The 24,954-nt window shown below is 72.6% G+C and carries 24 protein-coding genes; 13 read left to right on the plus strand and 11 right to left on the minus strand.

Annotation, left to right across the window (positions count from 1 at the left end; all coding sequences use genetic code 11):
• Positions 1-5: 5 nt before the first annotated feature.
• Positions 6-1,025, minus strand: a complete 1,020-nt coding sequence (locus tag H288_RS0123975; protein WP_020095125.1) for an NAD(P)-dependent alcohol dehydrogenase — start codon at positions 1,023-1,025, stop codon at positions 6-8.
• A gap of 220 nt (positions 1,026-1,245) precedes the next feature.
• On the opposite strand from H288_RS0123975, the gene serA reads away from it, so the two are divergent.
• Entirely contained in the window at positions 1,246-2,466 is a 1,221-nt protein-coding gene (gene serA / locus H288_RS0123980) for a phosphoglycerate dehydrogenase (protein WP_020095126.1), read from the plus strand.
• Between the two features lie 114 nt (positions 2,467-2,580).
• Here the strand turns inward: serA and H288_RS0123985 are convergent, their stop codons facing one another.
• From H288_RS0123985 to cysE, 3 genes are all read right to left on the minus strand, one after another.
• Positions 2,581-4,575, minus strand: a complete 1,995-nt coding sequence (locus H288_RS0123985; protein WP_020095127.1) for a family 2A encapsulin nanocompartment cargo protein cysteine desulfurase — start codon at positions 4,573-4,575, stop codon at positions 2,581-2,583.
• Positions 4,562-5,959 (minus strand): family 2B encapsulin nanocompartment shell protein, encoded by a 1,398-nt coding sequence (locus tag H288_RS36295; RefSeq protein ID WP_026605239.1) that lies wholly within the window; start codon positions 5,957-5,959, stop codon positions 4,562-4,564. Before H288_RS36295 ends, H288_RS0123985 begins: the two co-directional genes overlap by 14 nt.
• Before the next feature lie 429 nt (positions 5,960-6,388).
• Positions 6,389-7,261 (minus strand): serine O-acetyltransferase, encoded by an 873-nt coding sequence (gene cysE / locus H288_RS0123995; RefSeq protein ID WP_020095129.1) that lies wholly within the window; start codon positions 7,259-7,261, stop codon positions 6,389-6,391.
• Positions 7,262-7,901: 640 nt separating this feature from the next.
• Between cysE and H288_RS34850 the strand changes: the two genes are divergently transcribed.
• The 3 genes from H288_RS34850 to H288_RS0124015 all read left to right on the plus strand — a co-directional run bounded on the left by H288_RS34850 (position 7,902) and on the right by H288_RS0124015 (position 9,806).
• A complete protein-coding gene (locus H288_RS34850; RefSeq protein WP_020095131.1) occupies positions 7,902-8,180 on the plus strand; it encodes a hypothetical protein in 279 nt (92 codons plus the stop codon).
• A 55-nt stretch (positions 8,181-8,235) separates the two neighbouring features.
• Complete coding sequence (locus tag H288_RS0124010) at positions 8,236-9,486, plus strand: hypothetical protein (RefSeq protein ID WP_020095132.1); 1,251 nt, start codon at positions 8,236-8,238, stop codon at positions 9,484-9,486.
• Between the two features lie 98 nt (positions 9,487-9,584).
• Complete coding sequence (locus tag H288_RS0124015; protein WP_020095133.1) at positions 9,585-9,806, plus strand: hypothetical protein; 222 nt, start codon at positions 9,585-9,587, stop codon at positions 9,804-9,806.
• A gap of 39 nt (positions 9,807-9,845) precedes the next feature.
• Here H288_RS0124015 and H288_RS0124020 read toward each other — a convergent pair whose 3' ends face one another.
• From H288_RS0124020 to H288_RS0124040, 5 genes are read right to left on the minus strand one after another with little or no spacing between them, the layout of a single operon-like run.
• Positions 9,846-10,646, minus strand: coding sequence for an ABC transporter ATP-binding protein (locus H288_RS0124020; RefSeq protein ID WP_020095134.1), 801 nt, complete (start codon positions 10,644-10,646; stop codon positions 9,846-9,848).
• Between the two features lie 7 nt (positions 10,647-10,653).
• Positions 10,654-12,021, minus strand: a complete 1,368-nt coding sequence (locus tag H288_RS0124025; RefSeq protein ID WP_020095135.1) for an ABC transporter substrate-binding protein — start codon at positions 12,019-12,021, stop codon at positions 10,654-10,656.
• Between the two features lie 33 nt (positions 12,022-12,054).
• Complete coding sequence (locus tag H288_RS0124030; RefSeq protein WP_234083011.1) at positions 12,055-13,068, minus strand: branched-chain amino acid ABC transporter permease; 1,014 nt, start codon at positions 13,066-13,068, stop codon at positions 12,055-12,057.
• A gap of 27 nt (positions 13,069-13,095) precedes the next feature.
• On the minus strand, positions 13,096-13,989 hold the full coding sequence (locus H288_RS0124035) for a branched-chain amino acid ABC transporter permease (protein WP_020095137.1): 894 nt from the start codon (positions 13,987-13,989) through the stop codon (positions 13,096-13,098).
• A complete protein-coding gene (locus tag H288_RS0124040) occupies positions 13,986-14,936 on the minus strand; it encodes an ABC transporter ATP-binding protein (RefSeq protein WP_020095138.1) in 951 nt (316 codons plus the stop codon). Before H288_RS0124040 ends, H288_RS0124035 begins: the two co-directional genes overlap by 4 nt.
• Positions 14,937-15,360: 424 nt before the next feature.
• Here H288_RS0124040 and H288_RS0124045 point away from each other — a divergent pair, with 424 nt between their 5' ends.
• Positions 15,361-16,092 carry a Crp/Fnr family transcriptional regulator gene (locus H288_RS0124045; RefSeq protein WP_026605240.1) on the plus strand — a complete coding sequence of 244 codons (732 nt, stop codon included), beginning with the start codon at positions 15,361-15,363 and terminating at the stop codon, positions 16,090-16,092.
• A gap of 57 nt (positions 16,093-16,149) precedes the next feature.
• Positions 16,150-16,869, plus strand: a complete 720-nt coding sequence (locus H288_RS0124050; RefSeq protein ID WP_020095140.1) for an HWE histidine kinase domain-containing protein — start codon at positions 16,150-16,152, stop codon at positions 16,867-16,869.
• Positions 16,870-16,872: 3 nt separating this feature from the next.
• Here the strand turns inward: H288_RS0124050 and H288_RS0124055 are convergent, their stop codons facing one another.
• Together H288_RS0124055 and H288_RS0124060 are read right to left on the minus strand one after the other, a co-directional pair.
• Complete coding sequence (locus tag H288_RS0124055; protein ID WP_020095141.1) at positions 16,873-17,652, minus strand: Crp/Fnr family transcriptional regulator; 780 nt, start codon at positions 17,650-17,652, stop codon at positions 16,873-16,875.
• Positions 17,653-17,876: 224 nt separating this feature from the next.
• Positions 17,877-18,095 carry a hypothetical protein gene (locus H288_RS0124060; protein WP_020095142.1) on the minus strand — a complete coding sequence of 73 codons (219 nt, stop codon included), beginning with the start codon at positions 18,093-18,095 and terminating at the stop codon, positions 17,877-17,879.
• Positions 18,096-18,420: 325 nt separating this feature from the next.
• On the opposite strand from H288_RS0124060, the gene urtA reads away from it, so the two are divergent.
• The 7 genes from urtA to H288_RS0124100 all read left to right on the plus strand — a co-directional run bounded on the left by urtA (position 18,421) and on the right by H288_RS0124100 (position 24,941).
• Positions 18,421-19,716, plus strand: coding sequence for an urea ABC transporter substrate-binding protein (urtA, locus tag H288_RS0124065; protein WP_020095143.1), 1,296 nt, complete (start codon positions 18,421-18,423; stop codon positions 19,714-19,716).
• A gap of 91 nt (positions 19,717-19,807) precedes the next feature.
• On the plus strand, positions 19,808-21,379 hold the full coding sequence (gene urtB / locus H288_RS0124070; protein WP_020095144.1) for an urea ABC transporter permease subunit UrtB: 1,572 nt from the start codon (positions 19,808-19,810) through the stop codon (positions 21,377-21,379).
• Positions 21,380-21,384: 5 nt separating this feature from the next.
• Positions 21,385-22,539 (plus strand): urea ABC transporter permease subunit UrtC, encoded by a 1,155-nt coding sequence (gene urtC, locus H288_RS0124075; protein WP_026605241.1) that lies wholly within the window; start codon positions 21,385-21,387, stop codon positions 22,537-22,539.
• An 89-nt stretch (positions 22,540-22,628) separates the two neighbouring features.
• Positions 22,629-23,339 carry an urea ABC transporter ATP-binding protein UrtD gene (urtD, locus tag H288_RS0124080; protein WP_042675143.1) on the plus strand — a complete coding sequence of 237 codons (711 nt, stop codon included), beginning with the start codon at positions 22,629-22,631 and terminating at the stop codon, positions 23,337-23,339.
• A 2-nt stretch (positions 23,340-23,341) separates the two neighbouring features.
• Positions 23,342-24,037, plus strand: coding sequence for an urea ABC transporter ATP-binding subunit UrtE (gene urtE, locus H288_RS0124085; RefSeq protein ID WP_020095147.1), 696 nt, complete (start codon positions 23,342-23,344; stop codon positions 24,035-24,037).
• A gap of 300 nt (positions 24,038-24,337) precedes the next feature.
• Positions 24,338-24,544, plus strand: a complete 207-nt coding sequence (locus H288_RS0124095) for a hypothetical protein (RefSeq protein WP_020095148.1) — start codon at positions 24,338-24,340, stop codon at positions 24,542-24,544.
• Positions 24,545-24,644: 100 nt separating this feature from the next.
• Positions 24,645-24,941: a hypothetical protein gene (locus tag H288_RS0124100; RefSeq protein WP_020095149.1), complete on the plus strand. Its 297-nt coding sequence runs from the start codon at positions 24,645-24,647 to the stop codon at positions 24,939-24,941.
• Positions 24,942-24,954 lie beyond the last annotated feature (13 nt).

Consider the following 24,954-nt stretch of genomic DNA (forward strand, 5'->3'; position numbering starts at 1 on the left):
ACCGCTCAGATCTCGACGCAGATCTTGCCGAAGTGACGGTTGCTCTCCTGGTGGCGGAACGCCGCGACGAGGTCGTCGAGGGGGAAGCGGCGGTCGATGACCGGCCGCAGCCCGCAGGCGTCGATGCCGCGGATCATCTCGATCTGGTGGCGCCGGCTGCCGACCAGCACGCCCTGCAGCCGGATCTGCTTCAGGAGCGCCGGCACCAGCGGCAGCTCGCCCGCGACCCCCGAGAGGATTCCGATCACCGAGACGTGGCCGGCGACCCGCGCGGCGGCCATGGACTGCTCCAGCGTCGCCGGGCCGCCGACGTCGAGGACGTGGTCGACGCCGCGCCCGTCGGTCAGGCGCCGGGCGGTCTCGCCCCAGGCCGGGTCGGTGCGGTAGTTGATGACGTGGTCGGCGCCGAGACCGCGCAGGCGCTCCAGCTTGGCGTCGCTGGAGGAGGTGGCGATCACCGTGGCCCCCGCCGCCTTGGCGAATTGCAGGCCGAACAGCGACACGCCGCCGGTGCCCTGCACCAGCACCACGTCGCCGCTCTTCAGGCCGGCATCGGCGTGCAGCGCCCGCCACGCGGTGAGCGCGGCGGTGGTCAGCGTCGCCGCCTCGGCGTGGTCCCAGCCCCGCGGGGCGCGGGTGAAGGCGGTGGCGGGCGCGGTTACGCCCCCGCGGGCGTAGCCGTCGACCCCGTCGCCCGGCACGGTGGCGAAGCCCTCGACGCGCGGCGTGCCCTCCAGCCAGGTCGGGAAGAACGTGCTGACCACCCGGTCGCCCACGGCGAACTCGGTCACGCCCGGCCCCACGGCCTCGACCTCTCCGGCCCCGTCGGACATCGGGATGCGCGGCTCGCTCGGGCCCCACATCCCGCTGACCACCGCGTAGTCGTGGTAGTTGAGGGAGCTCGCCCGCAGGCGGACGGTGATCGCGCCGGGCCCGGGCTCCGGCACGGGCCGCTCGCCGAAGGTCACCGCGTCGAAGCCGCCGCCGGGCTGGACGATCACGGCCCGGGCTGTCGATCCGGTCATGGTGCACCTGTCGCTCCGCGGCCTCGGCCGCCGGGAGGCGGACACTGGCAGGCCCGGCGCGCGCCGTCGAGACGACGGGGCCGGGCCGTCCGCCGCGGGGCGGGGAGGGCGGCCCGCGCCGCGCGCCCGCAACCCCGTCCCGCCCGCGCCGCCCTTGCCGCTGCGCCGCGCCGGCGCCAAGGTCGCGGATCCCATCCCGTCCGTAGAGGGAGGACAGACCGTGTCGACCGAGCGCGTCGTTCTGACCGAAAGCATAGCGCCGACAGCGTCCAGGATCTTCACCCAGGCCGGGATCGGCGCCATCCGGCAGCTGTCGCGCGCGGTCAGCCCCGGGGACGCCGGCGAACTGGCCGACGTCACCGTCCTCGGCATCCGCTCGCGCACGCAGGTCACCGCCGCGCTTCTCGACGCCCTGCCCGACCTCGCCGCCATCGGCTGCTTCAGCGTCGGGACCAACCAGGTCGACCTCGAGACGGCGCGCGCCCGCGGCCTGCCCGTGTTCAACGCGCCGTTCTCGAACACGCGCAGCGTCGCCGAACTGACGATCGGCGAGATCGTGATGCTGCTCCGGCGCATCGTGCCGCGCTCGGTCGCGGCCCATGAAGGCGGCTGGGACAAGTCGGCCACCGGCGCCTTCGAGGTGCGCGGCAAGACGCTCGGCATCGTCGGTTACGGCAATATCGGCGCGCAGCTCTCGAACCTCGCCGAGGCGATGGGCATGCGCGTCATCTTCTACGACCTCACCGACAAGCTGCGCCACGGGAACACCGAGCCGGCCGAGAGCTTCGAGGCCCTGCTCGCCGTGAGCGACGTGGTCAGCCTGCACGTCCCGGAGACGCCGCTGACTCACGGGCTGATGGGCGCGGAGCGGATCCGCGCGATGAAGCCGGGCGCCTACCTGATTAACAACAGCCGCGGCACGGTCGTGGACCTGGACGCCCTGGCGGTGGCTCTGCGCGACGGTCACCTCGCCGGGGCCGCGATCGACGTCTTCCCGGTGGAGCCGACCTCCAACGCCGAGCGCTTCGTCTCGCCCCTGCAGGGGCTGCCGAACGTGATCCTCACCCCCCATGTCGGCGGCTCGACCGAGGAGGCCCAGGACCGCATCGGCGCGGAGGTGGCCCGCAAGCTGGTCGACTACGTCCAGACCGGCTCGACGCTCGGCGCCGTGAACTTCCCGCAGGTCCAGCTGCCGCCGCGCCTGTCGGGTGCGCGGTTCCTCCACGTGCACCGGAACGTGCCCGGCGTGCTCGGGCAGATCAACGCGATCTTCTCGGGCCGGTCGCTCAACATCGACGCGCAGTACCTGCAGACGGACGGCGAGTTCGGCTACGTCGTGGTGGACGCGTCCGTGCCGCCGGGCGAGGCGGACGCGGTGCTCCGCGCGCTGCGGGCCATCGACGGCACGGTGCGGACGCGGCATCTCCGGCCGGCGGCGTGAGGATCCGCGCGCCGCGCCGGACGTCGGCGACGGGTCGCGCGGATCCTCACGCCCGCAGGGCAGGGTTCGGCGCGGACACGACGCCCCCGCGCCCGCCGGCCGGCGACGCGCCGGTCACGGTCGCGGCAGGGTGTGCAGCGCTCGCAGGAAGGCGTCGACCTCCGCGCGGGTGTTGTAGAAGGCGAGCGAGGCCCGCACCGACTGGTCGACTCCGAACCGGCGCAGGGCCGGCAGGGCGCAGTGGTGGCCCGAGCGCACCGCGATGCCGTGACCGTCGAGGTGGTGGGCCACCGCCTCGTTCGTCTGCCCCTCGATCACGAAGGACATCACGCTCGCCTTCTCCCAGGCCGTGCCGATCAGGCGCAGGCCCTTCACGTCGGCGAGCCCGCCCTGCGCGTAGCCCAGGAGGTCGTGCTCGTAGGCGGCGATCGCCGGCATGCCGATAGCCGCGAGGTAGTCGAGCGCCGCTCCGAGACCGACCGCCCCGGCGATGTCGGGTGTGCCCGCCTCGAACTTCTCGGGCGCGCCCTTGTAGACGGTCTTCGCGAAGGTGACGTCCTCGATCATGTGGCCGCCGCCCTGCCAGGGCGGCATCGCCTCCAGCAGGTGGGTCTTGCCGTAGAGCGCGCCGATGCCCGTCGGCCCGAACACCTTGTGGCCGGAAAAGACCAGGAAGTCCGCGTCGAGGGACTGCACGTCCAGCGGCATGTGCGGCGCGGATTGCGCCGCGTCGACCAGCACCGGCACCCCGTAGGCGTGGGCGAGCTGGATGATCTCCCGCACCGGGTTCACGGTGCCGAGCGCGTTGGCCACCTGCGTCACCGAGACGATCTTGGTCCGGCCGGAGAGCAACGCCGCGTATTGCTCGAAGATGATCTCGCCCCGATCGTTGACCGGGATCACCCGGAGCGTCGCCCCGGTCTGCTGCGCCAGCAGCTGCCAGGGCACGATGTTGGCGTGGTGCTCGATGGTCGAGACGATGATCTCGTCGCCCGGGCCGACATTGGCCCGGCCGTACGAGTTCGCCACGAGGTTGATCGCCTCCGTGGTGCCCCGCAGGAAGACGATGTCGTCCTTCGTGGGCGCGTTGAGGAAGCGGCGCACCGCCGCGCGGCCGCCCTCGAACAGGTCGGTGGCGCGCGCCGCCAGAGTGTGGGCGGCCCGGTGGATGTTCGAGTTGTGCCGAGCGTAGAACTCCGAGGTCGCGTCGATCACCCCTTGCGGCTTGTGGGTGGTGGCGGCGTTGTCGAGCCAGACCAGCGGGTGGCCGTTGACGCTCTGGTGCAGGGCCGGGAAGTCCCGGCGGACATGCTCCACGTCGAAGGGCGCCGCCACCGGGCTCGCCCCCTGCGCGGCCAGGCGCGGCGCCGGGCCCGGGTCGCGGGCCGGTTCCACCCGGGGGCTCGCCGGCGCCCTGCGGGCCGGGCCGGGGCCGAGGTTCAGGAAGTAGTAGTCGCCGGCCGACGCCTCGGGCACCCGGGACAGATGGCCGGTCCGGGCGAAGCGCTCCTGCGCCGCATCGCGGCCGGCCTTCGACGGGTCGGCCGGCACGAGAGTCGGCGCGAGGGCGTGCGCGAAGGCGTTGGCGCGGGGATGGTCCGCGGCGATCTGCCGGTGCAGCTCCGGACCGCCGGGCAGGGCGGCCGCCAGCGCCGGGGCGCTGGCGAAGGAGAAATCGGGCAGCACGGGGCGCGGGCTCGCCGGGTGGACCGGCGGGATCGCCCCGACATCGGCGAGGGCCGGGCTCGCGGGTGCGAGGTTCGGCACGGTCGGGCCGGAGAGGCCCGGCAGGCCGACCGGCGGCGCCCCGAAGGAGCGCGCCGCCAGCGCGGAGGCGTCGGGCGGCAGGCCGGCGGGCTGGCCGCCCGCTGGGGCGGAAGGGACGCCCAGGGGCGCACTCGGCAGCGGCGCGCCGCCCGGGCCCTGGGGCAGGCTCTCGAGGGCCTGCGGGACCTGGGGGCCGGCGGGGAGCGCCGGCGCGAAGGGCCGGCTCGCGGCCTGACCCTGCCCGTAGATCTCCCGGGCGAGGCGTCCGACGAGATCCGCGTGGGCCAGCTCGCCCGGGCTCGCCCCGGGCAGCCCGAGGGCGACAGCCTCAGGCGTAGTCATGGTAGTTGCCCAGCAGCACGTTATCGAGGCGGGCGATCGCGTCCTCGACCAGCACGGCGGCCGAGAAGTAGCGGGTCACGAGGTGCGAGGCGATCGAGTGGTCGTTGGTGCCCATGTAGCGCACCGACAGGCCGGGCTCGATCTCGCCGGTCACGCCCGATTTCTGCAGGCCGACCACGCCCTGCTCGCCCTCGCCGACGCGCAGCAGCAGGATCGAGGTGGTCTCGGCCCCGGTCACCGGGTCGAGGTCGATCGGCAGCTTGTCGCTCGGCACCAGCGGCACGCCGCGCCACGTGATGAACGGCGCGCCGAACAGGTGGACGACGACCGGCGGCACGCCGCGGCGGGTCGCCTCCCGGCCGAAGGCCGCGATGGCGCGGGGATGGGCCACGAAGAAGGCGGGCTTCTTCCAGACCAGGGTCAGCAGCTCGTCGAGGTCGTCCGGGGTGGGCGGGCCGCCGCGGGTGGGGATGCGCTGGCGCGGGCCGACCTCGCCGAGAAGGCCGAACTGCGCGTTGTTCAGGAGCTCCCACTCCTCGCGCTCCTTCACGGCGTCGACCGTGAGGCGGATCTGCTCGCGGAGCTGGTCGATCTCGTTGGAGTAGAGATCGGTGACGCGGGTATGGGTGTTGAGGATCGTCTGGATGGTCGAGAGGTGGTACTCGCGCGGATCGACCTCGTAGTCCACGAAGGTCGTCGGCAGGCGCGGCTCGCCGGTATGGACCGCCAGCAGCTCGATCCCCTGCTCGCCGTAGGAGTTGGTGTGACCTTTGAGGCGGTCGCGCTCCTCGCGGTACTGCGCGATCTTGGCGCGGATCTCCTCGCTCTCCACCGCGGCGGCGTCGAGGGTCAGGAGGGTCACGGCCGACAGGGCCTTCACGGCCGGGGCGGGCGCGCGCTCACCGGCGAGGCCCGCATCGCCGAAATAGTCGCCCTTCGTGGCGAGCCCCTGGCGCAGGCGACCCTTGTAGGGGCCCGACAGGGTCAGCTCGACGGTGCCGTCGGCCACCACCGTGAGGCTGCGGCCGGCGGAGCCCTCCTCGTGGATCACCGTTCCGGCCTTGTGCCGGCTCTCGGTGAACTTGGCCGCCAGCGCCGCCAGCTCGGCATCGCCCAGCCGGCTGAACAGCGGCACGGCCCGCAGGGAGGCGGGACGGATCACCTTGCCGTCCCCCTTGTCCTCGGCGACGAGATCGATCCGGCCGGGGCGGGCCAGCACGACGGCGCGGCGGTTGACGCGGTAGACCCCGCCCGCCACGTCCACGAAGGGCAGGAGCCGGAGCAGCCAGCGCGGCGTGTTGGCCGCGTTCTGGACCGAGGTGACGGTCGCCGTCGCAAGATTGCGTGCCGCCGTGGCGCTCACGCTCAGACCCGGTCCACTCATCGTTCGTCCTCACTCCATCCAGGATTTCAGGCGCGCCGCGCCGATCCGCGCGGCGGCGGTGCGCCCCGCAGCCTGTGCGGGGCGGACGCAAGTCGTTCCGATCAGAACGCGACGACGATCGCTACTTGAGCGGCCGCACCGTCAATCAAATCATGTATTCTCTAGCAGTCCGACAGCCATCGTCGAACGCTCGGCCGGGCCGACTTCATCGTTGTTCCGGCGATGTCTGGATAAAGTCTGATTCGCCCAAGGGTCAACGGAATGATGTCCCTATTTTTCATCGATTCGTAGAAATGGATCCCGTGGTATGCACGACGAACAGGACACGACCGTCCTCAGACAGGCATGTCAGAGAACTTAATTCTACGGAGTCGCGCCCGGCGGCGGCGCCCGGACGACTTTGTTGTCAGGAAAAATCTTTCGCGCGTCTCAGATGCCGTCCCCGTAGCCGAAGGACTGGTCCATGCTGAGCGCCGGCTCCTCGTCGACGGGCAGGCGCGAGACGACCCGGGCCGGCACGCCCGCCACAGTCGTGTGGGGCGGCACGTCCTGCAGCACCACCGCGGCGGCCGCGACCTTGGCGCCCGCCCCGACGCGGATGTTGCCCAGCACCTTGGCGCCGACGCTGAGCAGCACCCCGCGCTCGATCTTGGGATGCCGGTCGCCGCTCTCCTTGCCGTTGCCCCCGAGCGTCACCGACTGGAGGATCGAGACGTCGTCGGCGATCACCGTGGTCTCGCCGATCACCACGCCGGTGGCGTGGTCGATGAACACCCCCGAACCGATCCGGGCCGCCGGGTGGATGTCGCAGCCGAACACCTCGGAGATCCGGCTCTGGACGTGCAGCGCCAGGGTCGCCCGGCCCCGGTGCCAGAGCCAGTGGCCGACCCGGTACGCCTCGAGCGCGGCGAGTCCCTTGTAGAACAGGAACGGGTCGAGGTAGCGGCGGCAGGTCGGGTCGCGCTCACGGATCGCCACGAGGTCGCGCACCGCGTGGGCGCCGGCCTGCGGGTCGGCCTCGAAGGCCGAGAGGCACAGGTCGCGCATCGACAGGCGAGCGAGGTCGCCGTCCCCGAGCCGGTGGGCGAGGCGGTAGGCGAGGGCCTGGGCCAGCGAGCGCTGGTCGAGGATCGTCGCCTGGATGATCCCCGCATAGAGGGGCTCCTCGATCAGGGCCGCCTCGGCCTCGGCGCGCAGGGCGGCCCAGACTTCGGCCTCCGCGGTGCTGCGGCTCGTGATGCGCAGGGGCGGCTGGACCACGGCCATCGTGGCGCCCGCGGCGGGCAGGGCAGCGTGATGCATCGGTCGTCGCCGATCACGGCAGGGGGCGGAACGGGCCGGGCCGGCCGCGCTCCAGGGCGTCGTGCCCCTGGACCGTCACGCCCACATTGGCCGGGGCGTCGCCCCGCATCATCGTCCCCGGGGCCATGGTGTCGTCTCCCTCGAACCGGTCGCGGTAGCGGCCCGATTCCGCCGCCGGCGGCGCCGGCGAGAAGTCTCTTCCGGATGCCCCGGCCCGGCGGAGAAGGTTTCGACCGCACGAGCGCGTTGCCGGAGCATTGTTTCGCTAAGTTGTTGTTACAAAATGATATTCAGGCATCGCGCCGGCTTTGGCAAGTCCCGGGAGCCGGCCGTCGCCGACCGGCACCGGCGATCGATCGCGGCCGCGATCCGGGCATATCTCCGCCGACCCCGTGCTTCTGCTCCGGCTCGCGGCTTCGACGAACAACCTGCGCTGCAAGTCCTCGCCAATTTGGCAGCACATTCTCGGGCCTGGCGTCTACATTGACGGCGTCGACATACAGTCGATGCGGAGCCCAACGGAGGTTTGCCGTGATCACCAGCAAGGAACGGTTCGCCCGGATGACTGCGCCGTGTCTGCCGTGTTGCCGCGTCCAAGAGGAGGAGAGCGCACGACATCAGACACGCGAGGCGACCACCGATGCTGACCTATGACACGACCCGGAACACCCGTCCCGACCTGAGCCCCGAACCGGCCGCCGCCCTCGGCCGGGCCCTGTCCCGGAGCGTCCGCTCCCATCCCTCCCACGAACGCGCCGCCCTCGCGAGCGCCCTCGACGACGGCCTGATGCCCGACGAGGTCGCGCAGATCCTCGCCGGCCGCCCGGTGGCCGAGGCCTTCCCGATCCGCTGGGGCGAGAGCCCGGAAGCCTACGCGTCCCGGGCCGTGTCCGAGATGTTCGTCGCCTACCTCCAGTAGGCGCGTCGCTGCCGGCCGCGCCGGCCTCTCCGACCACGAACGATGGAAACCTGCCATGTCGGTCTTCCCCCGCGGGTGGAGGCGCTGGACGGGGACGGCCGCCTGCGCGCTCGCCCTGGCGCCCGCCCTGGCGCTCGGTGCCGCCGGCCCGGCCGCGGCCGGAAACCCGCCGAAGGGCCGCGGCGCGGCCGGCGTGCCGGACGTCCCGGCCCGGCTCACGGTCGGGCCGGGCGGACGGGACCTGAGGCTCGCGGGCGATCTCGCGGCCGGGGTCGCCGCGCGGGTCCGGGCCATCCTCGCCGCGCACCCGCGGATCGCCCGGATCCATCTCACGAGCGACGGCGGCCTCGTGGAGGAGGGGGCGGCGATCGGGGCGCTCGTGGCGGCCCGCGGCCTCGCCACCTACGTCCCCGACGCCTGCGCCTCGGCCTGCACGCTGATCTTCATCCGCGGCCGGACGCGCTACCTCGCGACCGGCGGCCGGCTCGGCTTCCACGCCCCCTACGAGATCGGGGCGCGGGGCCGGATGCACCCGGTGGATTCCGCGCCGGAGCGGGCGGCCTACCGGGCCGCCGGCCTGCCGGCGGCCTTCGTGACGCGGGCGCTGGCGGTGCCCCCGGCCGGGATCTGGATCCCGACGGACGGGGAGCTGCGCGCGGCCGGCATCGTCACCGAGGTCGTCGGACCGGACCGCTTCCCCGATTCCACCCTGGACGCGGATCCGAGCGCGGCCGGGGCGCGGGCCGCGATCCTGCGGAACCTGCCGATCCTGCGCCAAGCCGAGGCGGCGGGGCTCGACCCGATCGCCCGGTGGTACCGGGACGGCTACGCCGCCGGCCGGCCGGAGGCGGAGGCCGCCGCGGGGTTGAGGTGGATGGCCGCCGGCTACCTGCAGCGGCGCTTCCGGTCGGCCGACGACGCCGTCGTCCGCGCCCTGGGCCAGCGGATCCTGGCGACGCTGGAGCGGGCCGGCGCGGGGGACGCGGCGGCCTGCGGCCTCCTCGCGGCCGGCGACCTCGTGGCGCTCGACGCGCGGCTGCGGGCCGAGCGGCCCGCGTCGCACGGGCTCGCCCCGCTCCTCGCCCGGACACGGGCCGCGCGGCCGGACGGGGCGGCCGCGCCCGCCGCGGATCCGGGCACCGCGCGGTCGATGGCCGCAGCGGCGGCCCCCTCGGGCGACTGCGCCGCCCGGATCGCCGCGACGCGGCGGGCCCTCGACCTTGCGGCCCGCGAATCGGCCGCCGCGCTGCGGGCCGTGTTCCTCACGGAGCCGCAGCGGATCCTGGCGAGCCGCGACGGGCCGTAGCGGCCCGCCGACCCTCGACACGCCGCGCCGGCGCCTATCTTCGCACCCGCGGCACGCCCCGGACGGGCGCCGGCCGCGGGGAGATGGGGGTTCGACGGATGCCGGATTATCGCCTGCGCGGGGCGGTCCGTGGCGAGGATGGTGAGATCGGCGCGCCGCGCGTCGACGAGGTGCTCACGGCCGCGGACGCGAAGGAGGCGGTGCGCCTCGCCAACAGCCGCTCGCTGACGATCGAGGACGACGCGGTGAACGCCCTGTGGCTGGTCGACGCCCACGGTACCCTGCTCTGGTCCCTGCGCCGGGCCGACCGGGAATCCTGACGCGAGGCCTGATGCGAGGTCTGACGCGGGCCGGCACCGTCAGCCCGATGCGCGGCGGCCCGTCTCCGGCAGCGCGGCGGCCCCGGCATCGTCGGCGCCCCCGAGATACAGGGACCGGACGTCGTCCCGCGCCCGCAGGGACGCGGCGGTGCCGGCCAGCGCGCTGCGCCCGTTCTCCAGCACCACGGCATGGTGGGCGTGGCGCAGGGCGAGGTGGACGTTCTGCTCGGCCACCAGCAGGGTCAGACCCTCGGCGCGGTTCAGGCCGGCGAGCACCCGGTAGATCTCCTCGACCACGCGGGGAGCGAGCCCCATGGACGGCTCGTCGAGGACGAGCAGCCGGGGCCGCCCCATCAGCGCCCGGCCGATCGCCGCCATCTGCTGCTCGCCGCCCGAGAGCAGGCCGGCGGCGACGCCCCGCTTCGCGGCGAGCCGCGGGAACAGGCCGTAGACCCGGTCCAGATCGGCGCGCACGCCGCCGCGGCCCGTACCGCGCCCGAGCCCGCCCGCCACGAGGTTTTCCTGGACGCTCAGGCTCCGGAAGCAGTGGCGCCCCTCCAGCACGCCGACGAGCCCGGCGCGGACGAGGACGTCGGTCCGGGTCCGCGTCACGTCGCGCCCGTCATAGGCGAGGCGCCCGGCCGTGACCCGGCCGCGCAGGGCCGGCAGCAGGTTCGACACCGCCCGCAGCAGGGTCGTCTTGCCGGCGCCGTTGGCGCCGACCAGGGCGACGATCTCCCCCGCCCGGACCGCGAGGTCGACGCCGTGCAGGGCGTGCACCGCCCCGCCGTAGACGACCTCCAGGGCCTCGACCTGCAGGAGGGGCAGCGCGGTGCTCACCGGGCGCTCACCGGGCCGCCGCGGCGGCCTGCTTGCCGGCCGCGTCCGCGGCCTCCTCGGCGGCGCAGTCGCGCGGGGTGATGCCGCGCTCCTTGGCGTAGGCGGTCGCGGACGCCTCGATGATCGGGCGCAGGCTCGCCCAGTCGGGGGCGATCCAGTCGGACACCACGGTCCACTTCGCCCCGTCCCATTGCTGGAAGGTGACGCGGCCCTCGCCCTCGTGGTTGGCGCAGGTGACGTTGATCGAGTGGAACAGGCCCTTGGCGCCGAGCGCCGCCACCCGGGCCTCGTCGAGGCGCAGGTGCTCGAAGCCCCAGCGCACCTCGTCGCCGGTGAGCGTCCGCTGGCCGAACCGCGCTTGCGCGATGCGCACCGCCTCGACGTTGAGGATGCCGTTCAGCACCCCGAGATTGTGGTAGACGCTGCCGATCCGCTTCCGGTCGGCGAGGTTGCCGTTGCCGGCCCCGTAGACCCTGCCGACGACCTCCTGGATCACCGGGTAGGCGGTGCCCGAGGCCTGGGTCGTGATGGCGACGTAGCCCTTGGCGGCGTCACCGGCCGGGATCACGTCCTCCTCCGAGTTCGACCAGACATTGCCGACGATGCGGTCGGCCGGGAAGCCGGTCTTCTGGGCGGTCTTCAGGGCCACCGGATTCATCACGCCCCAGCCGCGCAGCACCACGAAGTCGGGCCTCAGGCGCCGGATCGTGAGCCACTGCGACTGCTGCTCGTTGCCGGGATGGGGCACCTCGATCTGCGCGACGGTGAAGCCGTAGCGCTCGGCGAGCCGCGCGTAGATCGGGATCGTCTCCTTACCGTAGGGCGAGCCGTGGTAGAGCACCGCGACGGTCTTGCCCTTCAGCTTGTCGAGGCCGCCCGCGCGGGTGCCGAGATACTGGATGATGCCGCTCGTCTCGCTGTAGGGGTTGAGCAGCAGCGGGAACACGTAGGGGAAGACGCGCCCGTCGGTGGAGTCGGTGCGGCCGTGGTTGATCGTGATCAGCGGCACCTTGTCGGCGGTGATGCGGTCGATCATCGCGTAGGCGATGCCCACCGAGAGCGGGTTCCAGGCGGCGATGCCGGGCCGGGACTTCAGCCGCTCGTAGACCTCGACGCCGCGCTCGACCTCGTACTGGGTCTCGCCCTCGCTCCAGGTGAGCTTGACGCCGTTCACCCCGCCGTCGCGGGCGTTGATCAGGTTGAGATAGTCGATGAAGCCGCCGAAGAAGCCGGTCCCGCCGGCCGCGTAGGGGCCGACCCGGTAGCTCTGGAGCGGGAAATACTGCTCGTCGGCCCAAGCGGCCCGGGGGGCCGCGCCGGCGAGCGCGGCGGTGCCGGCGAGGAGCGCGGCGCGGAGACGGGTCGTCAGGGGCATGGTCGTCCTGGGGTTGGTCGGGCGGGGAGGGGATCAGGCCGCGCGGCGGCCGAGGCGGCGGCCCGCCCGGTCGAGGAGGGCGGCGAGGCCGGCGGGCTCGCGGATCAGCACGGCGACGATCAGGGCGCCGAGCACGACGCGCTGGACCATCTCCAGGGTGCCGGAATCGAACCCGTCGCCGAGCAGCGCCGCGCCGAGGCGCGACAGGAGCAGGGGCAGCACCACGATGAAGCCCGCGCCCAGGAAGGCGCCGCGCAGGGTGCCGAGGCCGCCGATGATCACGATGAACAGGATCTGGAAGGAGCGGTCGAGGTTGAACCCCGCCGGCTCGACGGTGCGCAGATACGCGAAGGCCCAGAGCGCCCCGGCGATCCCGATCACGAAGGACGAGGCCGCGAAGGCCAGGAGCTTGGTCCGGGCGACCCGCACGCCGACGAGGCGGGCGGCGGTCTCGTTGTCGCGGATCGCCACGAGGTTCCGCCCCGTGGGCGAGGTCACGAGCCTCCACGCGACGAAGGTCAGCAGCGTGACCACCGTGAGCGTGACCAGGTAGCGGCCGCGCGGGTCGTCGAAGGACAGGCCGGCCACCGCCAGCCGGGGGGCGGTGACGATGCCCGAGGGGCTGTCGTCGGAGATCCAGCCGATCCGGTTCAGCGCCCAGGCCACGAAGAACTGCACGGCGAGCGTCGAGACCGCGAGGTAGAAGCCCCGCAGGCGCAGGGCCGGCAGCCCCGCCACCAGCCCGGCGAGCGCCGCCACGAGGCCGGCGAGCAGGAGCGACGCCGGGAGCGGCAGGCCGGGCAGGCGCAGCGACAGGTTGAAGGCCGCGTAGGCCCCGACCGCCATGAAGGCGGCCGAGCCCAGGGAGAGCAGCCCGGCATAGCCGGTGAGCAGATTGAGCCCGAGGCCGGCCAGCGCCAGGGCCAGGAACGGCGTCAGCAGCGCCTCGAACAGGTAGCTCGTGCCGGTGAGCGGAAGGATCCCGTAGGCCAGGACCAGCAGGGCGCCGAGGCCGAGGGTCCCGGCGGGCAGGTGCGGGCGCGGCACGGCGCGGGGGAGGGCCACCACGGCGGCTCAGACCCGCTCGACGGCGCGCAGGCCGAGCAGGCCCGACGGCCGGACCAGCAGGAAGCCCAGGGCCGCCACGTAGGCGATCCAGCCCTCGATGCCGCCGCCGATGACCGGCCCGAGATAGACCTCGGACAGCTTCTCCGCCGCGCCGACGAGCAGCCCGGCCACGATCGCCCCGGCGACGGAGTCGAAGCCGCCGAGCACGAGCACCGGCAGCGCCTTCAGCACCACCAGCGACAGGGAGAACTGCACGCCGAGCCGCGCCCCCCAGAGCAGCCCCGCCACCAGCGCGACGATCCCGGCGGCGATCCAGACCGCCGACCAGATCCGGGGCAGGCGCAGGCCGGTGTTGAGGGCGGCGAGCGGATCGTCCGCCACCGCCCGGAAGGCGAGGCCGGTGCGGGTGTAGCGGAAGAAGGCGGCGAGGACCGCCACCATCAGGCCCGCCACCGCGGCGGCGAACAGGTCGAACCGGCTGACCAGCACGCCGCCGAGATCGATCGGCGTGTCGTCGATGCCGAGGTCGAGGCCGTGGACCTGGGTGCCCCAGGCGAGCTGGGCCGCGCCCTCGATCACGTAGGCGACGCCCAGCGTCGCCATGAACAGGGTGATGGGCGGCTGGTTGACGAGCGGCCGCAGCACCAGGCGCTCCACGCCGAGACCGACCACCACCATCGCGGCGAGCGTCGCGGCCAGGGCCGCCGGGACGGGCAGGCCGCGCTCGGTCAGGCTCACGAAGGTGAGGGCGGCGAACAGCACCATCGCGCCCTGGGCGAAGTTGAGCACGCCCGAGGTCTTGTAGATCAGCACGAAGCCGATCGCCACGAGGGCGTACATGACGCCCGACAGGAGGCCGCCGACGACAACCTCGATCAGGAAGGCGAGATCCGGGCTCATGCGGCGGCCGCGTCCCCGTCTTCGGCCGCGTCTCCATCCGCGTCTCCATCCGCGGCGGCATCCGCCTCCCCGTCCGCGAGCCCCAGATAGGCCGCGATGACCGCCGGGTCCGCCCGCACCTCCGCGGGCGTGCCGGTGGCGATGCGGCGGCCGTGATCGAGCACGGTCACCCGGTCGGAGAGGCGCATGACGACGCCGATATCGTGCTCGATCAGGACGATCGCGGCCCCGGACCGATCCCGCGCCGCCCGGATGAAGCCGGTCATCTCGGCCTTCTCGGTCGCCGTCATGCCGGCCATCGGCTCGTCGAGGAGCAGGAGCCGCGGCCCGGCCACCAGGGCCCGGCCGAGCTCGACCCGCTTCTGGAGCCCGTAGGGGAGGCTGCCGGCGAGGCGGTCGGCCACCGCCGCGAGGCCGAGGCGTCCGATCACCGCCTCGGCGGCGGCGCGGTGGGCGCGCGCCTCCCGCCGGGCGGAGGGCAGGCCCAGGATCTGGGCCGCGGGCCCAGCGCGCCGCGCGGCTGAGAGCCCCGCGAGGACGTTGTCGCGCACGCTCAGGCCCGCGAACAGGGCGAGGTTCTGGAAGGTTCGGGCGACGCCCAGCGCGGCGAGCCGCCCGGCCGGCACCCGGGCGAAGCTCTCCGCGCCGAGCCGCACCCGCCCGGCCCGCGGCGCGTAGAGGCCGGTGATCGCGTTGATCAGCGAGGATTTGCCGGCGCCGTTCGGCCCGATCACGGCGTGGATCTCGCCGGCCCCGACCGCGAGGTCGATCTCCGCGAAGGCGACGGTGCCGCCGAAGGCGAGGGACAGCCCCTCGACCGACAGGACCGCGTCCGCCCGGTCCCGGTGCGGGCCGCCGCCGGGGCCTGCCGCCGGGCGGGCGGCGGGCCGGGGGAGGGGGGGTCGCCCGTCCCGGACCGGGCGGACGAGGCGCAGCGCAGGCTGCATGGGCAGGAATCCGTCCACGATAGGCCGTCCGCTGCGGCGCGAACCGGCGGAACCCGTTGAGAGAAGGCGAGGAACAGGACGACGACGTGTCCCGAGCCGATATTCCGGCACTCCCGCCCGTCAAATCGTGCTCCGCCGGGCCCACGAAGTCAAAAGCACAGTCTTTTCAATTTCGACACGACGCGCGAACATTCTCCCTCCGGGAGAGTCCGGCGCGGGATCACTGCCCTAGTCCTCGCGATGGGCCGCCCGAACCGCCGAGATATTGCCGCCTCGCGACGGTGACGGGCCCGGATCCGGGCGATTCGGCCAGGTGCGGCGGGCGGAAAGACACCTTACGGTAGCACAAACTAATCTGCGTAAGTATTCATGGCTTGAAACAAAATGTAGGTTCGCGCCCCCACGCCGTCGTGGAGACGCCGCCATGCCAAACCCGCTCGTGCACAAGCTAAATTGCTATGTCGGGCTCTCCGAAGACGACCGGATGTGCTTGGCCGACGCCATGAGCCCGAGCCGCATGGTCGCCGCGCGCACCGACATCATCCACGAGGGCGACGATCCGCGCGCGATCAACGTGATCCTCGAGGGCTGGGCCTGCCGGTACCGGCAGTTCGCCAACGGGCGCCGCCAGATCGTCTCGCTCCTGCTCCCGGGCGACCCGTGCGACCCGCACATCTTCCTCCTCGACGAGATGGATCACGCGATCGGCGCGATCACGCCCGTGCTCCTCGGCCAGATCTCCGGCCGCGCGATGCGGGACGTGATCGCCCGCAGCCCGCGGCTCGACATGGCCTTCCATCGCGAGGCCCTGGCCACCGCGGCGATCCAGCGCGAGTGGACGGTCAGCCTCGGCAGCCGCACCGGGATCGAGCGCCTCGCCCACCTGTTCTGCGAGGTGCACGCGCGCTTGGCAGCCATCGGCCTGAACGACGGGAATACCTGCGCGATGCCGATGACGCAGAACGATCTCGGCGACGCGATGGGGCAGACCAGCGTGCACATCAACCGCACGCTCCAGGAACTGCGCGGCATGGGGCTGATCACCCTGCGCAGCCGGCGCCTGACGATCCACGATCCGGCCGCGCTCGCCCGGCTCGCGCATTTCGACACCGCGTACCTCCATCTCACCGAGGCCGGCCACGCCGCCGCGCGCTGAACCCTGGCCGCCCCGCGGTGATTGAGCCAGGTTGAACGACATCCGGAGTGGCCCGGCATGACAGACCCTCGCGATCCGGCGGAGCGACTCGCGGCCCTCGAGGCCAACAACGCGCGCTTGCGCCGGCTGCTCGACGCGGCGGGGCTCCCGGACGGCCTGCGCCACGGCATGCGCAACACGATGGCGATGATGCGCACCGTCATGCACCGCTCCGCCGAGAGCGCCGCGGATGTCGAGAGCTACGTGGCGCATCTCGACGGCCGGTTCGGGGCGATCATGCGCGTGCAGGCCGCCACGGACGCGTTCGGCGACGCGGACCTGCACACGCTGATCTCGGACGAGCTGATGTTCCACCTCGCCCGCGAGGGCGAGCAGGCCAGCCTCGCGGGCCCGCGGGTGCGCCTCCGCCCCAAGGCCGCCCAGGTCGTCGCGCTGGCCCTGCACGAACTGGCCAGCAACGCGGTGGAGCACGGATCCCTGGCGCTCCCCCAGGGCCGGATCCGCGCCGCGTGGCGGGTGACGGACGCGGAGGCCGGACCGCCCGTCCTCAGCCTCGACTGGGCCGAGACCGGCGGCCGCGGTGTGCAGGCCTCCGGACGGCGCGGCTTCGGCACGGACGTGCTGACGGAGATGCTGGCCTACGATCTCGGCGCGGCGGTCGACCAGCGCTACGAGCCGGACGGGCTGCGCTGCGCGATCCGCGTGCCGCTCACGGCCCAGATCGGGCGCCGCGTGGCCGAGGATCCCGAGACGGACTGGGACGGCGACGGCCGGTGAGCCTCACGAGCCGGACGCCGCCCGCACCTGCCCGGTCATCTGCGGCAGCGCGCCGAGCGCCTCCACGGGCGGGTTCGGGCCGGGCAGGAGCAGGTAGTCGGGCGTGAACCCGGAAAACTCCCGCAGACGCTCGAGATTCGGCACGCGCACGCTCTTGCGCCCGCTCTCGATCAGGCCGGCCCTGCGCAGATCGGAGAGGACGCGCGAGAGGTGGACGTTCGAGAGCCCCGCCGTGTCGGCCAGTTCGGACTGCGCCAGCGGCAGGCGGTAATCGGGCTCCAGGCCGAGGCCGACGGCGTTCAGGCGCGCGAAGAGCTCGCAGATGATGTGGGCGACCTGCCTGTCGGCGGACCGGCGCCCCACCCCGACGAGCCATTCCTGCAGGACGGCCTCGTCGACCAGGATCGACCACCAGAGGGCGCGGTAGATGTTGGGCCGGAGGGCGGCGAGTTCCTTGATCGTCCGGTAGGGGACCGAGGCGACGGTGCAGGGCGTCAGCGTCGCCACGGAGTGGATCGCCCGGTTGAGCAGGGACGCGTGCAGGTCGCAGCCGTCGCCGGGCACGAGGTAGGCGAGGATCGAGCGCCCCCCGTCGGGCACCAGCTTGTAGCGGCAGGCGAACCCGTCGAGGATCACGTAGGCGGCGTCGGGCCGCACGCCTTCCGAGACCAGGTCGCGGCCCGCCTCGACCTGCGCGACATCGCTGGTGGCCGCTGCCAGGGCGGCCACGTCGCCCTCGTCCAGGTTCGCGCGCAGGGCCAGCTTCCGAAGGAAGGGGTTCAAGGGATCTCCCGGACATCCTGCCACGCGCGCGGAGCCGCCTCTGCGTAAACGCGTGACGGCTTATCCTTACTCCGCGAACGCATCAAATGATCGCCACGCCCGGATGCGGCTCTCGGCGCGATCGGACCGGGGCCGCCTCCCGGCATCGGCCGCGAAGGTCGTACCGGATCGCGCTGGGGTCGCGCCGCGCCGTGCCCGTCGGGGCATGGGGCCGGGTCGGCGTATCAGGAGAGCGGCAGCGTGCGCAGGACTGTGCCGTTCGCGTCGTGGATCTCCATCCGCCAGCCCGCCGCAGCGTCCGGCAGCTCGCCGGCCTTCCGGAACTCCTCGATCAGCACCAGCGCCTCCGCCTCCGCGTGCGCGACCGACGCGGCGAGGACGCCGGTCTCGTCCTCGATCGTCTCGCCGTCGCTCCTCAGGCGGAAATAGTAGCGCTCTGCCATGACAGCCTTCAGCCCAGGACCCCCTCCCGCCCCGGCGGACGGGTGCCGCCCGCCCCGCGGGCTGAGGTAAGTGGCATCGATCCGCATCCGTTCAACGTGCTGGCGAGATTGCGGTCGCCGGTGCCCACCGCTTGGTCCGCCCGCCCCCCGACGTGCCCCCCGACGCCGCAGGACGCGGCACGGCGCTGCCGCTCCGGCGGGCGAAACGCCGTCCTTCTGGGCGCCGGCGCGCCCCGAGCAGCCTCCCGGCGCGCCATGCCTAAATAATTGGCACACGATTTGCGAAGCCCGGCCCGTCGCGAGGAAGACGACGCAGGGGACCGCCATGAAGGCATTTGGAACTTGGGCCTCGGCCGCCGCGCTGGCCGCCGGGCTGGCGATGGGCACGCTGGGAGCGGGCGCCGCCCGGGCGCAGGAGACCATCAAGGTCGGGATCCTGCACTCGCTGTCGGGCACGATGGCGATCTCGGAGACCACCCTCAAGGACGCGATGCTGATGCTCATCGCCGAGCAGAACGCCAAGGGCGGCGTGCTGGGCAAGAAGCTGGAGCCGGTGGTGGTCGACCCGGCCTCGAACTGGCCGCTCTTCGCCGAGAAGGCTCGCGAGCTGATCAGCAAGGACAAGGTCGCGGCCGTGTTCGGCTGCTGGACCAGCGTGTCGCGCAAGTCCGTGCTGCCGGTCTTCAAGGAGCTCGACAACATCCTGTTCTACCCCGTCCAGTACGAGGGCGAGGAGAGCGAGCGGAACGTGTTCTACACCGGCGCCGCCCCGAACCAGCAGGCGATCCCGGCGGTCGACTACCTGATGTCGGAGGATGGCGGCGGCGCGAAGCGCTGGGTGCTGGAGGGGACCGACTACGTCTACCCGCGCACCACCAACAAGATCCTCGAAGCCTACCTCAAGTCCAAGGGGGTCAAGGACGAGGACATCATGATCAACTACACGCCGTTCGGCTTCTCGGACTGGCAGACGGAGGTGTCGAAGATCAAGGCGTTCGGCTCGGCCGGCAAGAAGACCGCCGTGGTCTCGACCATCAACGGCGACGCCAACGTGCCGTTCTACAAGGAGCTCGGCAACCAGGGTATCAAGGCCACCGACATCCCGGTCGTCGCCTTCTCGGTGGGCGAGGAGGAGCTCGCCGGCATCGACGCCAAGCCGCTGGTCGGCCACCTCGCCGCCTGGAACTACTTCGAGTCGATCAAGACGCCGGAGAACGAGGCCTTCATCAAGAAGTGGCAGGCGTTCAAGAAGAACCCCAAGGCCGTCACCAACGACCCGATGGAGGCCCACTATATCGGCTTCAACATGTGGGTGAAGGCGGTCGAGAAGGCCGGCACCACGGACCCCGACAAGGTGATCGACGCGCTGCCGGGCATCGAGCAGAAGAACCTCACCGGCGGCACCGCGAAGATGCTGCCGAACCACCACATCACCAAGCCGGTCTTCATCGGCGAGATCGAGTCGAACGGCCAGTTCGACGTGGTCTGGAAGACCGAGGGCCTGATCCCCGGCGAGGCGTGGTCGAAGCAGCTCGAGGGCTCGAAGGACCTCGAGGCCGACTGGGTCAAGCTCAAGTGCGGCAACTACAACACCAAGACCAAGTCCTGCGGCGGCGCGTAAGCCCTGCACCTCCTCTCCCCGCGAGCGGGGAGAGGGGACACGCGCCTCACCCGTGTGGGGCGCACCGCTCCCGGCTCGCAGAACGGCCCCGATGCTTCGTCTCCTGACTCTCCTCGTCCTGCTGCTCTGCGCCCCGGCGCTCGCGCAGGCGCCCGATCCCTACGCGCAGCTCGCCGGCGACGGCTACGCCGAGATCGAGGCCGGCGTCTCCGGCCTCGCCGCCTCTGGCGACCCGCGGGCCGACGCGATCCTCTCGGCCCTGTCGGACGGCCGCCTGCTGGTGGGCCCGGACAAGACCCTGCTCATCCGGCAGGGCGGCGCCGTCGTGGATGCGAGGACCGGCGCCCCGGCCGCCGACAGCCCCGACCTCAAGCCGGTGCGGGCCAACAACCGCGTCCGCCGGGCGATCGAGGCCGCCCGCGGGCAGCTCGACCTCGCGAGCCCCGACCCGGCCCGGCGCCGGGCCGCCGCCGACGCGGTGTTCAAGGCGCGGGACGTGGCCGCGCTGCCGGCCCTCGACGCGGCGCTCGCCCGCGAGACCAGTCCGGGCGTCCGGCAGGCGCTCACCGAGGCCCGCGCCGCCGTGCTGCTCGCGAGGCCGGGCACCGCGGAACCCGACCGGATTGCCGCGATTCCAGCCATCCAGGCCCGGGGCGATGGCGACGCGATGGGCATCCTGCGCGGTCTCGCGGCGGATCCGAGCGAGGCCGTGCGCGCCGCCGCCGCCCGCGGCATCGCGGCGATCGAGACGCGGCTCGCGATAATCGGCGCCCTCCAGAACGTCTGGTACGGCATCTCGCTCGGCTCGGTCCTGCTGCTCGCCGCCATCGGGCTCGCCATCACCTTCGGGGTGATGGGCGTGATCAACATGGCCCACGGCGAGATGGTGATGCTCGGCGCCTACACGACCTACCTCGTGCAGGAGCTGATCCGCACCAAGGCGCCCGTCCTGTTCGGCTGGTCGCTGGCGATCAGCACCCCCTGCGCGTTCCTGGTCGCCGGCCTCGTCGGGGTGCTGATCGAGCGGTTCATCATCCGCTTCCTGTACGGGCGCCCGCTGGAGACGCTGCTCGCCACCTTCGGGGTCAGCCTCGCGCTGCAGCAGGGCGTGCGCTCGATCTTCGGCCCAACCAACCGCGAGGTCGGCGCCCCCGCCTTCATGAGCGGCGCCTTCGACTTCTACGGCCTGTCGATCACCTGGGGCCGGATGTGGATCATCGTGTTCGCGTTCGCCGTGTTCCTTGGCCTCCTGTTCGTGCTGCGGAAGACGTCCTTCGGCCTGAAGACCCGGGCGGTCACCCAGAACCGCCGCATGGCCGCCGCGATGGGCATCCGCACCCCCTACGTCGACGCCCTGACCTTCGGGCTCGGCTCCGGCATCGCGGGGATCGCGGGCGTCGCCCTCTCGCAGATCGACAACGTGTCGCCCAATCTCGGCCAGGGCTACATCATCGACTCGTTCCTCGTGGTGGTGTTCGGCGGCGTCGGCAACCTCTGGGGGACGCTGGTGGCGGCGCTGACGCTCGGCGTCGTGAACAAGCTCGCCGAGCCGTATATCGGCGCGGTGCTCGCCAAGATCGGCCTCCTGATCTTCATCATCCTGTTCATCCAGAAGCGCCCGCGCGGCCTGTTCGCGCTCAAGGGCCGGGCGGTGGAATCGTGAGCCCCATACCGCCTCGCACCCCCCTCATCGACCTGAAGGGCTGGATCTTCCTCGCCGTCCTGGCCGCCTTCTGCCTCGCCGTGCCGGTGCTGAATCTCGCGGTGCCGGAGGGCTCCGGCCTGCACCTGCCGACCTACCTCGTCTCGCTCTTCGGAAAATACCTCGCCTACGCGCTGCTCGCGGTCAGCCTCGACCTCGTCTGGGGCTATTGCGGCATCCTCTCGCTCGGCCACGGGGCGTTCTTCGCCCTCGGCGGCTACGCGATGGGCATGTACCTGATGCGCCAGATCGGCGCCCGGGGCGTCTACGGCAACCCAGTCCTGCCCGACTTCATGGTGTTCCTGAACTACAAGGCGCTGCCCTGGTACTGGTACGGCTTCGACCACTTCGCCTTCGCGGCCCTGATGGTGCTGCTGGTGCCGGGCCTGCTGGCCTTCGTGTTCGGCTGGCTCGCCTTCCGGTCGCGGGTGACCGGCGTCTACCTGTCGATCATCACCCAGGCGCTGACCTACGCGCTGATGCTCGCCTTCTTCCGCAACGACATGGGGCTCGGCGGCAACAACGGGCTGACCGACTTCAAGGATCTCCTGGGACTCTCGGTTCAGGCACAGAATTTCCGCGTCGGCATCTTCGTGGCCACCGGAATCGCGCTGGCGCTGGGCTACCTGATCGCCCGGGTCATGACGGTCTCGGCCTACGGCAAGATCCTGATCGCCGTGCGCGACGCCGAGAGCCGCACGCGCTTCCTCGGCTACCGGCCGGAGCACTTCAAGACGCTGGCCTTCACGGTCTCGGCCATGATGGCGGGCGTCGCCGGCGCCCTCTACGTGCCGCAGGTCGGCATCATCAACCCGGGGGAGTTCGCGCCCACCAACTCCATCGAGACGGTCATCTGGGTGGCGGTGGGCGGTCGCGGCACGCTGGTCGGCGCGGCGCTCGGCGCCGTGCTGGTCAACTACGCCAAGACCGTGCTCACCGGCGCGATGCCGGACGCGTGGCTGTTCGCGCTCGGCGGCCTGTTCGTGTTCGTGACGCTGTTCCTGCCGCGCGGCCTCGTCGGCACCGCGATCGAGCGGTTCGGCTCCCGGCGCGCCGCCGCCAAGCTGCCGCCGGAGCCCGCCATCGCCCCGAAACTTGCCGAAGAAGGGCAGGGCTCGTGAGCACCGACCTCCTCGAACCGCCGGATGCCGCTGCCCGCGGCCCCGCCAACCGGAAGCGCGAGACGGACGCGCTCCTCTACCTCGACGACCTGCGGGTGACCTTCGACGGCTACAAGGCCCTGCGCGGCCTGTCGCTGACGCTGGCCCGCGGCGAGTTGCGGGCGATCATCGGCCCGAACGGCGCCGGCAAGACCACCATGATGGACTGCATCACCGGCAAGACGCGGCCGGACAGCGGCATCGCGCTGTTCGACGGCACCCACGACCTGCTCAGGAGCGACGAGCCGGCGATCGCCGACCTCGGCATCGGCCGCAAGTTCCAGAAGCCCACCGTGTTCGAGAGCCACACGGTCGCCGACAACATCCTGCTCGCCCTCAAAGGTCCGCGCGCCGCCTTCGCGTCCCTGTTCGGCTGGCGCAACCGGGTGGAGGCCGCGCGGATCGATTCGCTGCTGGAGACCGTCGGCCTGCTGGCCCACCGGGGCCGCCCGGCGGCCGATCTCAGCCACGGCCAGAAGCAGTGGCTGGAGATCGGCATGCTGCTCGCGCAGGACCCCAAGCTCCTGCTGGTCGACGAGCCAGTGGCCGGCATGACCGACGCCGAGACCGCCGAGACCGCCCGCCTGCTGCGCCGCATCGCCGGCGAGCACGCCGTGCTGGTGGTCGAGCACGACATGCACTTCGTCCGGGACCTCGGCTGCCGGGTCACCTGCCTGCACGAGGGCGCGGTGCTGGCCGAGGGCTCGATCGACGCCGTCTCGGCCGACCCGCGGGTCGTCGAGGTGTATCTGGGACGATGACCATGCTCTCCGTCGACGGCATCGACCTCTATTACGGCGCCGCGCAGGCGCTCCGCGGCGTCTCGCTGACGGCCGAGGCCGGGCGGGTCACCACGGTCCTGGGCCGCAACGGCGTCGGCAAGACCTCGCTGCTGCGGGCGATCGTCGGCCAGCAGCCGGTGCGCTCCGGCGCGATCCGTCTCGACGGCCGCCCGATCCAGGGCCTCGCGCCCTACGACCGGGCCCGGGCCGGGATCGCCTTCGTGCCCCAGGGCCGCGAGATCTTCCCGCTGCTCACCGTCAAGGAGAACCTGGAGACCGGCTTCGCGCCGCTCAGGCGCCGCGACCGCCATATCCCGGGGGAGATCTACGACCTGTTCCCGGTGCTCAAGGACATGCTGCACCGGCGCGGCGGCGACCTCTCGGGCGGCCAGCAGCAGCAGCTCGCCATCGGCCGGGCGCTGGTGACGCGGCCGAAGCTCCTCGTGCTCGACGAGCCCACCGAGGGGATCCAGCCCTCGATCATCAAGGATATCGGCCGGGCGATCACCTACCTGCGCGGCAAGGGCGAGATGGGGATCGTGCTGGTCGAGCAGTATTTCGAGTGGGCCCGGGACCTCTGCGACTCCTACGCGGTGATGGATCGCGGGCAGGTGGTGCTGGCCGGCCCCCGGGCCGGGATGGTCGAGGCCGACGTGCTCCGCTGGATGTCCGTCTAGCGCGCCCGCCGCACGTCCCGCCGCACGTCCCGCCGGCGCCGGGCCCGGGAATACCGCACTTCGATCCGGATATCGGGACGGATAATCAACAATCGGAGCGCGGCCGGGGCCGACATCGACCGCCAAATCTGTGCACACGGCCCCGGTTGGCCAATGTTAAAACACAATTCAGGTCCGCCATGGGGCACAACCACGGGGGGCCCATGACGATCCTGGATCCGATCACCGGCGAGCTGGTCACCATCGCCGTTCCGCGGCCGCGGCCGCAGGCCGGCCCGCGCTGACGGGCGGCGCGCTGTCATGACGAACGCGACCGATCGAAGGGCCGGCCGCCGCGGCGTCCGCGGCGGCCGTGCCCAGGTCCGGACGGTGCCGCCGGGCCTGCTGCTGGCCGGCGGCGTGGGGGCGAATGCCCCGCTGACGGCCGTCGACCTGATCGCCCAGGCCCGCGCGGCCCGGCGGGAGGCCGAGGCCCGCGACGGCGCGGACCGCGCGGAGCAGGGCTGACGCGGCGACCGGGGCCGCCGAGCCGGCGGCCCGCCTCTTGAGATCACCCGCGCGGGATGGTCAGAAGGCCGGCAGTCTCGCGGCAGCCGGCGGGTGAGTGATGAAGTTCGGCGTCCTGATCCTGGCCGGCGCCTGCGGCGTCCTCGTCGGGATCGTCATCGGATACGTCGCGGGAACGCGACTCAGCCAAGCCTTCGCGCAATTGCCGGTGACGGACCGCTCCCCCGCCGCGCAGGCGCTCCGGATCGTGGACCGCATCGCGACCGAGCACGGCCTCGCGCGGGACGCGCTGCTCCGGGCGATGCTCGACCAGCAGGGCGGCCGGACGGGGACCGCGCGTCCCGGCGAGGAGCCGGGCAGGGGGCCGGGCAGGGCCCCGGGCGAACCGGCCCGGTAGGGCGCCGACCGCG

The organism is Methylobacterium sp. 285MFTsu5.1 (assembly GCF_000383455.1).
GTDB lineage: Bacteria > Pseudomonadota > Alphaproteobacteria > Rhizobiales > Beijerinckiaceae > Methylobacterium.

What these genes read in the sequence shown, in the direction of transcription:
- H288_RS0123975 (WP_020095125.1), bottom strand. Translation starts at nt 1,025, where the DNA reads ATGACCGGATCGACAGCCCGGGCCGTGATCGTCCAGCCCGGCGGCGGC.
- H288_RS0123985 (WP_020095127.1), bottom strand. Translation starts at nt 4,575, where the DNA reads ATGACTACGCCTGAGGCTGTCGCCCTCGGGCTGCCCGGGGCGAGCCCG.
- H288_RS36295 (WP_026605239.1), bottom strand. Translation starts at nt 5,959, where the DNA reads ATGAGTGGACCGGGTCTGAGCGTGAGCGCCACGGCGGCACGCAATCTT.
- cysE (WP_020095129.1), bottom strand. Translation starts at nt 7,261, where the DNA reads ATGCATCACGCTGCCCTGCCCGCCGCGGGCGCCACGATGGCCGTGGTC.
- H288_RS34850 (WP_020095131.1), top strand. Translation starts at nt 7,902, where the DNA reads ATGCTGACCTATGACACGACCCGGAACACCCGTCCCGACCTGAGCCCC.
- H288_RS0124010 (WP_020095132.1), top strand. Translation starts at nt 8,236, where the DNA reads ATGTCGGTCTTCCCCCGCGGGTGGAGGCGCTGGACGGGGACGGCCGCC.
- H288_RS0124015 (WP_020095133.1), top strand. Translation starts at nt 9,585, where the DNA reads ATGCCGGATTATCGCCTGCGCGGGGCGGTCCGTGGCGAGGATGGTGAG.
- H288_RS0124025 (WP_020095135.1), bottom strand. Translation starts at nt 12,021, where the DNA reads ATGCCCCTGACGACCCGTCTCCGCGCCGCGCTCCTCGCCGGCACCGCC.
- H288_RS0124035 (WP_020095137.1), bottom strand. Translation starts at nt 13,989, where the DNA reads ATGAGCCCGGATCTCGCCTTCCTGATCGAGGTTGTCGTCGGCGGCCTC.
- H288_RS0124040 (WP_020095138.1), bottom strand. Translation starts at nt 14,936, where the DNA reads ATGCAGCCTGCGCTGCGCCTCGTCCGCCCGGTCCGGGACGGGCGACCC.
- H288_RS0124045 (WP_026605240.1), top strand. Translation starts at nt 15,361, where the DNA reads ATGCCAAACCCGCTCGTGCACAAGCTAAATTGCTATGTCGGGCTCTCC.
- H288_RS0124050 (WP_020095140.1), top strand. Translation starts at nt 16,150, where the DNA reads ATGACAGACCCTCGCGATCCGGCGGAGCGACTCGCGGCCCTCGAGGCC.
- H288_RS0124060 (WP_020095142.1), bottom strand. Translation starts at nt 18,095, where the DNA reads ATGGCAGAGCGCTACTATTTCCGCCTGAGGAGCGACGGCGAGACGATC.
- urtA (WP_020095143.1), top strand. Translation starts at nt 18,421, where the DNA reads ATGAAGGCATTTGGAACTTGGGCCTCGGCCGCCGCGCTGGCCGCCGGG.
- urtB (WP_020095144.1), top strand. Translation starts at nt 19,808, where the DNA reads ATGCTTCGTCTCCTGACTCTCCTCGTCCTGCTGCTCTGCGCCCCGGCG.
- urtE (WP_020095147.1), top strand. Translation starts at nt 23,342, where the DNA reads ATGCTCTCCGTCGACGGCATCGACCTCTATTACGGCGCCGCGCAGGCG.
- H288_RS0124095 (WP_020095148.1), top strand. Translation starts at nt 24,338, where the DNA reads ATGACGAACGCGACCGATCGAAGGGCCGGCCGCCGCGGCGTCCGCGGC.
- H288_RS0124100 (WP_020095149.1), top strand. Translation starts at nt 24,645, where the DNA reads ATGAAGTTCGGCGTCCTGATCCTGGCCGGCGCCTGCGGCGTCCTCGTC.